Genomic DNA, 13,491 nt, shown 5'->3' on the forward strand with positions numbered 1-13,491 from the left:
TGCCGATTGAAGAGGAGATTTATCTTAGATAAGGCTCGTTCTGATTTCACATCGGTATTATTTATCCGAAACGAAATCACTTTCCCTTGACCAGAATGTGAAACGCCGGTTCTCCTTTTTTCTTGTAAATTTTTAATTTAGATAGAGGGTTTCCGGTTGGAAGCCCTTTTTTTTTGTGGACGCTTGGTGGTATTAAACGTTGTCGATTGCGGGCGATTTCCGGTCAAGTCACTCAAAGGCTGAAGCGTACTACAACCCTTGAGTATGAAACTTTTCCGGCATTTTTTTATACCGCGTATTGTGTTGCGTATTTATTCAGCCAAATTCAAGACAGTTCTTCCTTTTAATTTTCCATTTAGCATTAATTCAATTTTTTGCGGTACGTCCTCCAAATTAATTTCATTGCACGTATCGTCTAATTGTTTAGGTTTCCATTCGTGAGCTAATTTATTCCAAACTATTTTTCTGTATTTCATTGGATAGTTTTGAGAATCTATTCCAATAAGTGTAACACCTCTCAGGATAAAGGGGAAAACCGTCAAATCAAGTTTTGGAGAGGCAACGTTTCCACAACAAGTTACAACACCAATTGAATTCGTCGATTTAATTATATTTTCAAGAATTACACCTCCAACAGTATCAATAGCGCCTGCAAACAAAGGTTTTAATAATGGCTTTTGGGCAAAATTTTCAACCTCACTACGTAACAGCACTCCCTCAGCTCCAAGATTTATTAAATAGTTTCGTTCTGTTTCCTTGCCTGTTATTGCAACCACCGAATAACCCAGTTTACTCAAAATGGAAACACTCAGTGCTCCAACTCCACCCGTTGCACCTGAAACCGCTATTTTTCCATCCTCAGGTTTTATTAATTCCGTAAGTCTTAAAACCGACATTCCCGCTGTTAAACCGGCAGTACCATATATCATGGCCTCTTTCATAGTCATTTTTTCAGGTAATTTTACGACCCATTCAGATGGAACCTGAATATACTCCGCAAATCCACCGTCGGTATTCATACCTAAATCATAACTTGTTACAATTACTTTTTCTCCAACAGAATATAAATCACTGTTCGATTTTTCTATTGTTCCAACTGCGTCAATTCCCGGTGTGTGCGGATAATTTCTCGTCACCCCTTTATTCCCCGAAGCCGATAATGCATCTTTGTAATTCAATGAGCTGTAGTACACCTTTACTCTTACCTCGTTGTTGTTTAATGTACCAAATTCCATTTCTTTAATGGAGCCTTGAAAATTACCATCCACCTCTTCAATCCGAAATGCTTTAAATGTAGAACTATTTTGTACCATCTGTTGTCTTTTAATTTCACTTATCTTTGTACAAAGGTCAGGATAAATATTGTGCCTGCCAAGAACTTACCTTTGGTTGGTATACGAACATTTATTTCTGTTTTTACTGTTTTCAAGACTTTGCGGGAAGAAAAAAAATGAAACGAGCATGATTCTGACATTAATTATAACCACGAATTATTATCTGCGAGTTCCATGAGTTACCTAAAAAATGAACAATATAAACGAATGAAAAAAAGTTATTGCCCGGTTGATACCTTTATAAATGTTGTTAAAGGGAAACGAAAAGGAACGATCATTTTACACCTTTTTCAGGGAGATAAAAGATATAGTGAATTGGTTAAACTATTAACTGATATTAGCGAACGAATGCTGACTAAACAACTAAAAGAATTAGAAGCAGATGGATTAATAAATCGTACCGTTTCCCCGGAAGTCCCTCCACGTGTTGTATACAGCTTAACTGAGCTTGGTAAAGAAATTCATCCTGTCCTCAAAGGAATGTATAAAGGAGGTATTCTTTTTGAAAAATCAATTGACGAATTGCATAACTAATTATTTACAAATCTTATTCTGGGTCTAAAGTTTTCCTAATCTGCAGCTGACGGTTACTTGGTCGAGTAGGCAAAGGGACTTTCACCCTAAGCCTCTCACAGAACCGTACGTGACAGTCTCCCGTCATACGGCTCTTGTTATACAAATCTAAACGCTTCATCAACCTAATCCAAGTTGCCAATGGTAAAACAGGCTCGGGAATTGTTCCTTAACTCTCGTGAACCATTGGAAAGCTCGTTTTATACTGGTTTTATAGCGTTTGTACCTTTTCCTTGCCCAGCGGATTAATCGCTTGTTCAGCCAAATAAAGATTGGATTCAACTCGTGTTTTCTGAACTTACCAAAATAGTTAATCCATCCCCGAATAAACGGGTTTAGAAATTGAGCTACACCAACAATGCTTTTATAGGTCAATCCAACAATGTTAAGTTCTTCCATTTTATCAGCAATGCGTTTCTTAGAACTAATGCTGATAGCACAATCGTACCCGAGAAACAGTTTTCCTGTTCTTGGCGATTTGGTTGTACATGGTTGAAACGAATAACCCAGAAAATCGAACTTTACAATTGGATGAGTGCCTTGTCTACGATAGTCAAGACAGTAAACCAATTTTGTCTTTTCTGGGTGGAGTTCCAATCCACAATCTTCAAGCCTTACACGTAACTTTTCCAGCAGCCATTCTGCTTGGGCTTTACTCTCACAGTGAATTATTGCATCATCGGCATAGCGAACAAAATTCACTGTTTTGTGCTTTAGTTCAAGCCATTTATCCATGGCATAATGCAGAAACAAATTGGCAAGTAACGGGCTTATCACACCGCCTTGTGGAGTGCCTTTCCCCTGCTTGTGAACCAGTTCTCCTGATTTCGTTTGCACGGGTGCATTCAGCCACCGTTTGATGTAAAATAAGCACCAATTCTCGGTTAAATGTTTCTCCAAGGCACGCAGTAGTTTTCCATGGTCGATATTATCAAAGAAACCTTTTATATCGAGGTCGATTACCCAGTCTGTCTTCCTACAATTCTCACGAACCTTTGCAAGAGCCTGATGGGCATTCCTGCTCGGACGATAACCATAGGAATTAGTACTGAATATAGCCTCAAACCTTGGTTCTAAATAATCTTTTACAACCATCTGTCCAATCCTGTCGGAGATAGTTGGTATACCAAGTAAGCGGGTTTTACCGTCTTTCTTTGCTATCTCAACTTCTTTAACAGGTGGCGGAAAGTAACTGCCCGATGCCATACGATTCCAAAGCTTGTACAAATGTTTCGACCTTTCGGCATCAAATTCTTCAATGCTGATTTGGTCAACACCTGCACTCCCTTTGTTGGCTTTTACCTTCTTATAAGCTTCCCATACCATGGTTTTGCTTATAGGTACTGATTTTGTCTCATTCCATAAATTCATCCTCTTGCGAGTTGTTCAATGTTATGATACTGTATAACCTAACCCCTTCGCTCCATTTCCATTACAGAAACTTCATCGCTACTACGGGTTAGTCCGTCTCTGTTCCTGCTCATCGGTATTCTGCCTTCAGGTTGTTCCCGTTGTGCGTTTCCCTTTGCATTGCAGGACAGATTCCCGAGTTCCATAATTAAGCCCAGATAAAGGTCATGCCGCCTGAATGACGTCTGCCGCACAGCCAGTAAACAGGTTTCCGCTGTGCTTATCACTGCATAACTTACTCTACAGCTTTTGACAGAATGTGGCAACTTCTCGACACCTCTTCAGCGGTTACGGTTAGTTCATCTCCTTTATCCATACCTGATTCTGCTCTTGACAGAACCTTTTCCTAAACGCTCAATACCATGCCTCTTAAACACAGCACCTTTAGGTGGTTTAAAACCCTTGCCTGTACAACGGTTTTGGTGGGTCGTTTCCACCATCTTAATTATAGCATGCAATGAACGTTAATTGCCGATTCATCGCTTCTCGGCACACCAAGTTGTCGTTGCGGATTTCGGAGCGCGTTCCTGTCCGGCAGGACGGAACGATGTTGCGAGAGCCGCAGTTGCAAACCGCACCAACCCCGCTCTGTTATGTCATATTTTTCTTCCGAAAATAAAGTGTCATTATTAGTTTTCAATTCTTCTTTTAGCAGTGAAAAAGATACATCCAAATCTTGGGTACGGTAGAAATCAGTGTAACTCAATTCATTGTTTCTAAAAGCAGCAAAAAACGAATAAATACCAGCTTTGGAAATTTCATTTTCATACCTGTTCGTTGACCATTCAGCATCGGTATTATCAATAGAAAGGCCAAAAAATAATGGTATTATTAGTCCGGCCACAAGGATAATACGTTGAATTGAAGTTCTGGGCGAAGAAAAAGAACTTTTAAATGCTCCAATTTTCCTGAGTATGAGAAATTGAAAAAACACCAGTGAAAAAATGATAAGGAGCAGTAACGGAATAGGATAAGATTCATTAATATTTTCCACTACCTCGTACGTATATACCAGGTAGTCAACGGCTATAAAATTAAACCGGCTCTGAAATTCTTCCCAAAATGTAAATTCCGCAAAAAAAGAAAAGGTTATTAATAAGGTTGGTATAAAAAAGAATAAATAGGTGACAATTTTATCCGGAACTGTTCCAATCCATTTATTAGGGAAGACCGATAAGTAGATTACGTATAGAAAGGTAAAAAACGAGATCGTTCCAAAATCAAAAAACAAGCCTGTAAAAACGATTTTTAGCAGTCCAAAAACTGAAAAATCGATCGTTCCAAAAGACCAAAAGTAAAAGGCTAATCGCACAAGAAACGATACGACTAAAAACACTACTACCAGCGAATATAAGACTGCGAGACGGTTATTGTTTAGTTTCTTAAACATATTGCTGAATGTATGGTATGTAGGTAATTAGAAAAATTATAAAGAAAGTAATCGCTGCGAAGGTTACGGCTCCGGCAGCAATATCTTTAATAAATCCTATTTTGGGATGTTGATCGATATGTACAAAGTCAGCTAATTTCTCCACCGCTGTGTTTACTCCTTCAATACTTAATACCAGGCCCATACCCAGTGTTTGATTTATCCAATCCTGTTTTGAAATCCCAACAATTGCACCCAATACTATAATAGAAAGGAAAATTGAAGTTTGAGCAATTACACTGTGTTCAGTTTTTATTAAAAGACAACACCCTTTTACTGCAAATTTTAAGCTTGCCGCTCTTCCTTTAAAAAAATCGTTCATTTATTTCAGAATTTTTAACTGCTTGTATTAAATCCATTTTTAACACTTTGCGTTGATCAGAATTTCGCTATAGTACACCCGATTGATACAATAATACGCTATGCCCTACCATGCAAAAATAACTACGCATTGAATGGCTTTTGTTTCTCGCTAATAAAAGTAATAAATAAATTCTATTCTAATATATCAATCAAACACGTTTACAACAATCCATTTCAGTCGCTCGGCATGAGGCGAATTATAACAAGAAATAAAATTAACGAAGATAAAATCGAATTCTAAACGGTTAACTCAATTCCCTCAGGCCGTGTATGTTTCCAGCGGCGGTGCGACCACAAATAATACTCGGGTGTTTCGCGAATCACTTCTTCCATCTTCCGAATGTAGGTAAGCAAGATATCTTTCGATTCTACCTTTGATGGATCTTCAAACAGCTGCGAAAAAACAGCCTCGTAATGGCCTCGTTTTAACTTTTTCAGGTGTAAGAAGAATATGGGCTGTTTGGTTTTTATGGCAATCTTTTCGGGGCCGGTAAAAAATGGGGCCTCACGATTCAAAAAATTTGTCCAAAATGGCGAATTTGCTGCAGGCGTTTGATCGGCTGCCAACCATAAAACTGCCGGCTCGCTACGTCGCATATATTCAATAGCTGTTCGTGCCGATTTATGTACCGGCACCGATTTGCCGCCCCATTTACTGCGCGAATGCTCAATAAACTTTTCAAGAGCCAGGTTCCCGCGTATCGGGTTCACAATCATCAGCAGCCTATGCGTCGCTTTGGTCTGAATAGAACTACACCACTCCCAGTTATTGTAATGAAAACCTAGCAGCATAATACTTCTTCCTGCCTCGGCATATTTCCTGATGCCCTCCAGCCCGGTAATTTTCAACCGTGTATCCATCTGCTTTTCGCTCATACCGTGCAGCTTGATCGTTTCCAATGAGAAATCGCAGAAATGATGATAATAACGGTTCATTATTTTAGTAATCTCCTGCTCGTTTTTTTCCGGAAAAGCATGGCGAAGGTTATCCAAAATCACCTTTTTACGATAGCCGATTATATGGCGAACCACCAGGTAGAAAAAATCGGCAATGCCATAAATCGCCCAAAAGGGCAGCACCGAAATAAATTTCAGTAGCAACACTACCAGTCCATTAAGCAGGCGTTTAAAAAATCCTTCGTAATAGCGTTTATCTTTTTTGCGTAAGCTCTCGTCAACCATGCTGTAATGTCTATTGAATTAAAGCCTTCCCTTCAGGGCGTTTGTGCTTCCATCGTTTGTGGCTCCAAAGATAATACTCCGGATTTGTTTTTATCACTTCCTCCATTTTTTCAATGTAACGTATCAAAATTTCATTCTCATCTATTTTCGCCGGCTCATCAACAAGTAAAGTGTATTTATATTCGTATTTGCCACGCCCCAAACGTATGGCGTGCTGAAAAAATACCGGCTGATTGGTTTTTCGGGCAATTTTTACCGGACCGGGGAAAAAGGCCGCTTCTCGATTCATAAACATCGCCCACATTTGCGAACTGGCCAGTGCACTCTGATCGGCAATTAGTCCAACCACAACCGGTCCTTTCTTTGCAAAATACTGAAAGGTTACTTTTGCAGCACGCCCCATTTGCACAGCTTCGCCACCCCATTTTTCGCGCGCATTTTGCAGAAACCCGTCCATCGCTTCGTTGTCGCGCATTTTGTTGTACACCATTAAAAGTCGACATCTTAATTCCTGCTGCAAAGCACTCGACCATTCCCAGTTATTGTAATGAAAAGCCAGTAAAATGGCCCCATTTCGCTTTTCGGCTAGTTCATTTAACTTCTCAGTCCCCGAAAATTGCACACGCTGCTTCAACTGTTCTTCCGACAAATGATAAAGCTTTATACTCTCTAACGACACATCGCAGAAATAGCGGTAAAATCTATTGCGAAGAAGAAATATTTCCTTTTTACTTTTCTCCGGAAATGCGTGTTTTAGGTTATCAGTAATTACTTCGTTGCGGTACTTTATCACACCTTTTATAAAAAAATAAAACACATCCGAAAACAAATACAAAAAGCCAAAAGGAAGCATGGCAATTGCTTTAAGTAACAAAACAACAGCCCATTTCCCGGGATGCTTAAATAGATCTGATGATTTTCGATTTTGTTTTTTCTTCTTGCTCATTGCGTGTACTGCAAGCCCTGTTAAAATAGCTTAAAAAGCCGTTTCAAAACTACACTTTTATACCAATACTACAATAAAGAAAATTCTTAAAGTTGACTATCCCCGTGGCAAAGCCAAGGGGAATTATTAGATTAATAATAAGCCTTATTATTTCGTTCTTTTAAGCTTATACTTCGTTTAAAAATATCGCCAGAACCTGGCTATGCCACAATTTTTCGCCTTGTCTAAGCTCAAAATATTCAAAACAATTTAAGACTGATTTAAAAATAGAATTGGTATGCTTACTTTCGCTAAAAATATTTCTATATTCGGTTAATGAAAACAGCAAACATGAAACGAGTATGTAAGTTATTCGCCACTAAGAATATGACTAAAATTATGCGAGTTACATACTATACCTCTGAAAACAAACAATTTTAATAGTATGAAAACAACACTAGCACTAATTTTTCTTTTGACAGGTATTAATACAATCGCACAAAATACATTTATCGCGCACCGCGGAGCCTCTTATCTGGCACCCGAAAATACAGTGGCCTCAGCCAAACTGGCCTGGGAACTGGGTGCCGATGCCGTAGAAGTTGATGTTCATTTATCGAAAGATAACCGCGTAATGGTTATTCACGACAAAGATACAAAGAGAACGTGCGGCGGTAAGACAAATCTAACCATTGCCAAAACACCATCGACTTTATTGCGCGATCTGGATGCCGGCAGTTGGAAAGGTGAAGAATTTAAAGGTGAAAAGTTACCCTTCCTTTCAGAAATTATTGAAACCGTTCCTGAAGGCAAAACACTGGTTGTTGAAATTAAAGCCGGAGGCGATGAAATAATCCCTGCACTGCGCCGAAATATAGATAACAGCGGTAAAAAAGATCAGATTGTTTTTATCAGTTTTGGCTGGAAAACCATTCTTGCTGCGCATAAAGAATTCCCCGATAACAAATGCTACTGGCTGAGCTCCGTAAAACCGGGATTAAAGAAAAAAATGGAACAGGCAGCGGAAGAAGAACTGGCGGGCGTTAACTTAAAACACTCCGTTATCGACGAGGAAATAATGGCACACGCCAAAGCGCTGGATATGGAAGTACTTACCTGGACTGTTGACGATCCGGAAGAAGCCCAACGCCTTACCGATATTGGCGTTGCCGGAATTACTACCAATCGACCTAAATGGCTGAAAGAACAGATGAGTAAATAAAAAAAAGGGCCGCCTCATTTCTAAGACAACCCTAATTTTCTGACGTTTTCTGAATACTATTCGCGGTATTCTAACAGCTTTAATTTTCTATGAACATTTCAAAAATAGAAGATAATAGTGTTAAGACAACTAAACGAATTTAAATTATTGTTAAACAAGTTTTATCAATGTTAAAATTGTTAATTTGGATAGCAAACCGTATAAGAAATACAAGAGATTACTGCGAATGATGGTGTGCAACCACCAAATGAAAAGCCTCTTTTCCTATTCGTTTCGATCGTTTGACAGTAAAACCGTTTGCGGGCAAAATAGTATTTAATCCTCCTGCTTTTGAATAGCTTTTAAAATTTTTGTTATGATCGTTACCTGCCAGAAACTCGGCCACTTTACTGCCTACTCCTACATAATTCTTTGGTAAAGGCACGGCGTAATCCAGCACTATAATTTTCTCAGCGATCTTTTTCACCTCGGCAAGAATGACATTATGTAGGCCCGGATCAAACTGGTGCAAAGCCATGGAAAGTATTGCCACATCAAATTTTTGCCCATAAAAACTACTTAAGTCGGTGGCATCGCAAACTACAAATGAAGCATTGGCAATATTTTTCTTTTTGGCTTTGTTTGTTGCATAACGTACCATCGATCCTGAAAGATCAACACCTGTTACCGTTTCAGCCTTTTCTGTTAATTCAAATAGTTGCGCTCCTGTTCCGCAAGCAATATCAATTACGGTATCGCCTTTGTTTATTTCCAATGCTACTCTTCTGCGAAGATTTTTCAAAAGAGGATCAACAATTGTGCTGTATACAAAGCCGGTTTCCAACATCTAATTTATTTTTACTGAGTTAAAAAATTCCCAAATCTCTTCACACCCGTCAATATCCTGATTCGTATTTCCAATCAACTTCGTTGGCAAATATTGCCTTGTTCCCGGCCAGGTATGTCCGCCGTTTTCAATTCGAATATTTACTACCCGTATGTTTGGATCATCGGGATTTTGCCAAACTGTTTTGTAAACGCTACAATCATCAGTTTTAATTATATCAGGTAATTCGCGTGCTTCTGCCAATTCTGAACAGTCATTTTGTTCTTTCCAGAATCGTACGCTTTCATCCACGCTAACAACTTCTCCTCGTTTCTGTTTTAATACCATCACCGGGCCACCGTTATACGGAACCAGCGGATCGGAAGTGCCGCAAATAAAGATCACCGGAACAGGATTTCCCGGAACAGTTGTCTGCTGGTCTTCACTCATATTTGCCGCAACCACACCGATTGCTTTAAAAACTTTCGATCGCTCGATAGCCAGCCGCTGCACCATAAATCCACCATTTGAAATTCCACAGGCAAAAATACGTTCGCTATCAATTGATAATTTTCTATCGAGATCGTCGATCATAGCATCAAAAAAGCCCACGTCGTCGATATTTAATCTCCGGGCAACGGTCAGTGTGTCGCGGTCTCCATCGTTCCACCCTTTCCGATAACCATTCGGATAAACGGCAATAAATCCATCGCGTGCCGCCAGCTCATTAAACCGGTATCGGGTAAATCGTGGCATCCGGCTGGATTTTCCGCCTCCACCATGCAGTATAAAAACGATAGGATAATCTTTCCCTTCCGAATAATTTTTTGGCACAAACAATTCGTAGTTCCGCTCCAGCCCGTCGACTTTAACATGTATTGTTTCCGTCCATCTTTGCGAAAAAGAAAGTTCAGCAAGGAAAATCAACGGTATTGAAAACAGAATTTTGTACATTTCAGGCTATTACTATACTTCATAAACTCTGTGAAGATTTTTTTGTTGTAATCTGTGTTTAAAAATAATTATAATGAAGAACTATCTGATTGTAGGTATCATCTCTTTGCTTTTATTCTCCTCTTTTAAATCCGACAAACCTGCGTACCTTCTTTTTAATAAGAATGGTAAGGCGGTGAAGTACGAAAAAATGCTAAAACAGCTGGAGGATGCAGATATTGTTCTATTTGGCGAACTGCACGACAATCCTATTTCGCACTGGTTACAATTGGAACTTACCAAAGACCTGTACCGGCAAAATGGTAAAAAGCTGGTTTTGGGTGCCGAAATGTTTGAAAGCGATAACCAGGTGATTATGGATGAATACCTTTCAGGAAAAATATCGAACCGGAATTTTGAAGACGAAATACGACTGTGGCCCAATTACAAAACCGATTACAAACCACTGGTAGAATTTGCCAAAGACAGTGGTCTATATTTCGTAGCAACTAATGTTCCACGTCGGTATGCATCGCTGGTAAACAAGCAGGGTTTCGAGGGATTAGACGATCTGTCTGATGAAGCCAAAACTTTTTTGCCACCACTTCCGGTGCCTTACGATTCAACACTTAACTGTTATGCCAGTATGATGAAAATGGAAGGAATGGGTAGCCACGTTACTGCAAACTTTCCTAAAGCGCAAGCCATAAAAGATGCGACTATGGCCCATTTTATTCTTAAAAACTGGGAGCCGGGAAAAATACTATTGCATTACCACGGAGCTTATCATTCAGAAAATTTTGAGAGTATATACTGGTACTTAAAACACGAAAACCCTGAACTGAAAATTGTTACCATACACTCCGTTTTGCAAGATGATATTTCGGAACTTACTGAGGAAAATACCGGCGCTGCCGATTTTACAATTTGCGTGGATGAAGATATGACGCGAACACGATAAAAAAAAAGCAGGGGTTTGGTTCCTGCTTTATGAATTTCGTGTGACCGGAGAATTTTTTAATTCTCGTTTATTGCTTTTTTAAAGCTCTCGCAAGTTATATCAGTAAAGGCAAAAAGTAAATACCTAATATTGGGTATTTTTGCATACCTTCAATGTCTCTAAGTTTTTTACAAAGCTTTAGAAAAACATGGATGAAAAGAGTATAGATAAGATTAGAAAAGCCTGGGAGCCCAATAAAATTGTGCATCCGGTAAAAAGTGAATTATACCTGAACATTATTGAGCAAATTGCTAATCTCTTTTCTGCCGGAAGTTTTTATTACTACATTATAAACTTCGACACTTACCTGATGGAGCATGTTGACCCACGTATTGAAAGTGTTTTAGGGCTAAAAACCAAAGATTGGAGCCTGGATAAATTGTTTGAACTGGTACATCCTGAAGACCTGAAACAAATGCACCGTAAAGAAGAAAAAGCGGTTGATTTTTTTCTGAATCGAATTCCAACAGAAGAAATTTTGAAATATAAAGCGGTATATGTGTTACGCCTTCGGCATGCCAATGGAAGCTATAAAACCATTCTGCAACAATCAAAAGCACTAACCGTTTCGGTAGATGGCAAGGTACAACAGGTGTTGGGAATTCACACCGATGTTACCTACCTTAACATGGCTGTAGACCATAAAATTTCATTCATCGGCGACGGAGGACTTCCATCGTATTATTCGCTGTCTACCGATGATGAGTTTCATCCTGAGGAACTGAATTATCATACGCTTTTTACTACACGCGAGAAGGAGATTCTGAGCAACATTGCCAAAGGAAAACCATTTGGAGAAATCGCTGAAATACTAAACATTTCGCCGCACACCATTAATACACACAAAAAAAATATTCTGAAAAAAACCGACTGCCATAATACCACGGAGTTAATTGCCCGCTGCGTTCGCGAAGGGGTAATTTAGTTATCGATAGAAATTCATGTCGTTAAGGTATTCCCAGGTTTTTTGCGGTAAAAAATGGCGCACATCTTTTCCCTCTTTAATGGCTTTGCGAATAAACGACGACGAAATTTCCATTAACGGAGCCTTTTCGGCAATGGTAATATTTTTTTCCACTTGCACCTTTTGCGGATCGAAACCCGGGCGCGGATAAACAATTATCCCGTAATTCTCAATAATTGTTTCGTAGTTCTTCCACTTATGAAAATTCTCGAGGTTATCCGATCCCATCAGTATTTTAAAATGGTAATTCGGATGCTTGTCTTTTAAGTAAGCCAAAGTATCAACCGTGTAACTGGGTTTTGGCAAACGAAATTCGATGTTTGAAGCTCGAAAACGATCATCATCGTTAACTGCCAGCTCTACCAGTTCCAAACGGTGGTAATCGTCCAAAAGGTTGTTTTTCTTTTTAAGCGGATTTTGCGGCGACACCACAAACCAAAGCTGGTCGATATCGGTATATTCAACCATATAATTGGCAATTGCCAAATGCCCGATGTGAATAGGATTATAGCTGCCAAAGTATAGTCCGACCGTTAGTTGAAGATTGGTTTTGGGTGCTAGTATATCTGTTACGAAATCACTCATTTAATTCCTCTTTCAGGTACCAAATTACAAATTTAATTGTCATTTCGAGAGAGATAGAAGCTCCGAAGTAAGAGATTCCTCACTTTGTTCGGAATGACATATAATAGGATTAATTAGCTTTTTAGAAAATTGGTGATAATTTTTTCGGCTTCTACAAAAGCGTCTTCCAGCTTGTCGTTTATAATTACTACATCAAACTGCGAGGCAAAACTCAATTCGTGCTCGGCTTTGGCAACCCGCATGGCAATTTTTTCTTCACTGTCAGTCGATCTTCCAACCAGGCGATTTCGTAACTCGTCGACCGAAGGTGGCTGTACAAAAACAGCCAGTGCCTCATCGCCGTAGTATTTTTTAATGTTTAGGCCGCCAACAACATCCACATCAAAAACTACATTTTTGCCCTGTTCTCGGATTCGTTCCACTTCGCTTTTTAGTGTGCCGTAACTGGTTCCCTTATAAACTTCTTCCCATTCCAGAAACTCGTCGTTTGTCACTTTTGCCAGAAACTCTTCGCCCGATAAAAAGTAGTAATCCTTACCGTGTGTTTCGGTGTGCCGCGGTTCGCGACTGGTGGCCGAAATTGAAAATTCAAGATCGAAGCCTTTCTGTAATAAATGATTTACGATGGTAGTTTTACCGGCACCAGACGGCGCCGAAAATATGATCAATCTTCCCTTCATTGCTCAAGTAAAAAGTTAAAAGTAAAAAGGCAAAAGTAAGGTTTTCACAATTAAAGTTTAAAAGTAAATGTAAAAAGGTAAAAGTT

14 protein-coding genes are annotated in these 13,491 nt (G+C 39.3%); 4 read left to right on the forward strand and 10 right to left on the reverse strand.

What is annotated here, in order from left to right:
• Positions 1-311: 311 nt before the first annotated feature.
• On the reverse strand, positions 312-1,313 hold the full coding sequence (locus G0Q07_RS19030) for a YhdH/YhfP family quinone oxidoreductase (RefSeq protein WP_163348643.1): 1,002 nt from the start codon (positions 1,311-1,313) through the stop codon (positions 312-314).
• Positions 1,314-1,541: 228 nt separating this feature from the next.
• Here G0Q07_RS19030 and G0Q07_RS19035 point away from each other — a divergent pair, with 228 nt between their 5' ends.
• Positions 1,542-1,868, forward strand: coding sequence for a winged helix-turn-helix transcriptional regulator (locus G0Q07_RS19035; protein WP_163348644.1), 327 nt, complete (start codon positions 1,542-1,544; stop codon positions 1,866-1,868).
• Between the two features lie 159 nt (positions 1,869-2,027).
• Here the strand turns inward: G0Q07_RS19035 and ltrA are convergent, their stop codons facing one another.
• From ltrA to G0Q07_RS19060, 5 genes are all read right to left on the reverse strand, one after another.
• Positions 2,028-3,278 carry a group II intron reverse transcriptase/maturase gene (gene ltrA, locus G0Q07_RS19040; protein ID WP_163347329.1) on the reverse strand — a complete coding sequence of 417 codons (1,251 nt, stop codon included), beginning with the start codon at positions 3,276-3,278 and terminating at the stop codon, positions 2,028-2,030.
• 484 nt (positions 3,279-3,762) lie between these two features.
• Complete coding sequence (locus G0Q07_RS19045) at positions 3,763-4,311, reverse strand: hypothetical protein (RefSeq protein WP_163348645.1); 549 nt, start codon at positions 4,309-4,311, stop codon at positions 3,763-3,765.
• A 388-nt stretch (positions 4,312-4,699) separates the two neighbouring features.
• Positions 4,700-5,068, reverse strand: coding sequence for a diacylglycerol kinase family protein (locus tag G0Q07_RS19050; RefSeq protein ID WP_163348646.1), 369 nt, complete (start codon positions 5,066-5,068; stop codon positions 4,700-4,702).
• Between the two features lie 278 nt (positions 5,069-5,346).
• On the reverse strand, positions 5,347-6,291 hold the full coding sequence (locus G0Q07_RS19055) for a lysophospholipid acyltransferase family protein (RefSeq protein WP_163348647.1): 945 nt from the start codon (positions 6,289-6,291) through the stop codon (positions 5,347-5,349).
• A gap of 10 nt (positions 6,292-6,301) precedes the next feature.
• Positions 6,302-7,237 (reverse strand): lysophospholipid acyltransferase family protein, encoded by a 936-nt coding sequence (locus G0Q07_RS19060; RefSeq protein WP_163348648.1) that lies wholly within the window; start codon positions 7,235-7,237, stop codon positions 6,302-6,304.
• Positions 7,238-7,661: 424 nt separating this feature from the next.
• Here G0Q07_RS19060 and G0Q07_RS19065 point away from each other — a divergent pair, with 424 nt between their 5' ends.
• Complete coding sequence (locus tag G0Q07_RS19065) at positions 7,662-8,438, forward strand: glycerophosphodiester phosphodiesterase (protein ID WP_163348649.1); 777 nt, start codon at positions 7,662-7,664, stop codon at positions 8,436-8,438.
• A gap of 217 nt (positions 8,439-8,655) precedes the next feature.
• Here G0Q07_RS19065 and G0Q07_RS19070 read toward each other — a convergent pair whose 3' ends face one another.
• Positions 8,656-9,264: a class I SAM-dependent methyltransferase gene (locus G0Q07_RS19070; protein WP_163348650.1), complete on the reverse strand. Its 609-nt coding sequence runs from the start codon at positions 9,262-9,264 to the stop codon at positions 8,656-8,658.
• On the reverse strand, positions 9,265-10,197 hold the full coding sequence (locus G0Q07_RS19075) for an alpha/beta hydrolase family esterase (RefSeq protein WP_163348651.1): 933 nt from the start codon (positions 10,195-10,197) through the stop codon (positions 9,265-9,267). It lies immediately after the preceding gene.
• Between the two features lie 73 nt (positions 10,198-10,270).
• On the opposite strand from G0Q07_RS19075, the gene G0Q07_RS19080 reads away from it, so the two are divergent.
• Both G0Q07_RS19080 and G0Q07_RS19085 read left to right on the forward strand, forming a co-directional pair.
• Positions 10,271-11,137 carry a ChaN family lipoprotein gene (locus tag G0Q07_RS19080; protein ID WP_163348652.1) on the forward strand — a complete coding sequence of 289 codons (867 nt, stop codon included), beginning with the start codon at positions 10,271-10,273 and terminating at the stop codon, positions 11,135-11,137.
• 187 nt (positions 11,138-11,324) lie between these two features.
• Entirely contained in the window at positions 11,325-12,101 is a 777-nt protein-coding gene (locus tag G0Q07_RS19085; protein ID WP_163348653.1) for a LuxR C-terminal-related transcriptional regulator, read from the forward strand.
• On the opposite strand, the gene nadD is transcribed toward G0Q07_RS19085, so the two are convergent.
• Positions 12,102-12,725, reverse strand: a complete 624-nt coding sequence (nadD, locus tag G0Q07_RS19090) for a nicotinate (nicotinamide) nucleotide adenylyltransferase (protein WP_163348654.1) — start codon at positions 12,723-12,725, stop codon at positions 12,102-12,104. It lies immediately after the preceding gene.
• A gap of 113 nt (positions 12,726-12,838) precedes the next feature.
• Positions 12,839-13,405, reverse strand: coding sequence for a guanylate kinase (gmk, locus tag G0Q07_RS19095; protein WP_163348655.1), 567 nt, complete (start codon positions 13,403-13,405; stop codon positions 12,839-12,841).
• Positions 13,406-13,491 lie beyond the last annotated feature (86 nt).

The sequence above is a fragment of the Draconibacterium halophilum genome, assembly GCF_010448835.1.
Lineage (GTDB): Bacteria > Bacteroidota > Bacteroidia > Bacteroidales > Prolixibacteraceae > Draconibacterium > Draconibacterium halophilum.

Coding starts and splice junctions, on each gene's coding strand:
- G0Q07_RS19050 (WP_163348646.1), bottom strand. CDS start 5,068: ATGAACGATTTTTTTAAAGGAAGAGCGGCAAGCTTAAAATTTGCAGTA.
- G0Q07_RS19055 (WP_163348647.1), bottom strand. CDS start 6,291: ATGGTTGACGAGAGCTTACGCAAAAAAGATAAACGCTATTACGAAGGA.
- G0Q07_RS19065 (WP_163348649.1), top strand. CDS start 7,662: ATGAAAACAACACTAGCACTAATTTTTCTTTTGACAGGTATTAATACA.
- G0Q07_RS19080 (WP_163348652.1), top strand. CDS start 10,271: ATGAAGAACTATCTGATTGTAGGTATCATCTCTTTGCTTTTATTCTCC.
- G0Q07_RS19030 (WP_163348643.1), bottom strand. CDS start 1,313: ATGGTACAAAATAGTTCTACATTTAAAGCATTTCGGATTGAAGAGGTG.
- G0Q07_RS19035 (WP_163348644.1), top strand. CDS start 1,542: ATGAAAAAAAGTTATTGCCCGGTTGATACCTTTATAAATGTTGTTAAA.
- gmk (WP_163348655.1), bottom strand. CDS start 13,405: ATGAAGGGAAGATTGATCATATTTTCGGCGCCGTCTGGTGCCGGTAAA.
- G0Q07_RS19070 (WP_163348650.1), bottom strand. CDS start 9,264: ATGTTGGAAACCGGCTTTGTATACAGCACAATTGTTGATCCTCTTTTG.
- ltrA (WP_163347329.1), bottom strand. CDS start 3,278: ATGAATTTATGGAATGAGACAAAATCAGTACCTATAAGCAAAACCATG.
- G0Q07_RS19060 (WP_163348648.1), bottom strand. CDS start 7,237: ATGAGCAAGAAGAAAAAACAAAATCGAAAATCATCAGATCTATTTAAG.
- G0Q07_RS19085 (WP_163348653.1), top strand. CDS start 11,325: ATGGATGAAAAGAGTATAGATAAGATTAGAAAAGCCTGGGAGCCCAAT.
- nadD (WP_163348654.1), bottom strand. CDS start 12,725: ATGAGTGATTTCGTAACAGATATACTAGCACCCAAAACCAATCTTCAA.
- G0Q07_RS19075 (WP_163348651.1), bottom strand. CDS start 10,197: ATGTACAAAATTCTGTTTTCAATACCGTTGATTTTCCTTGCTGAACTT.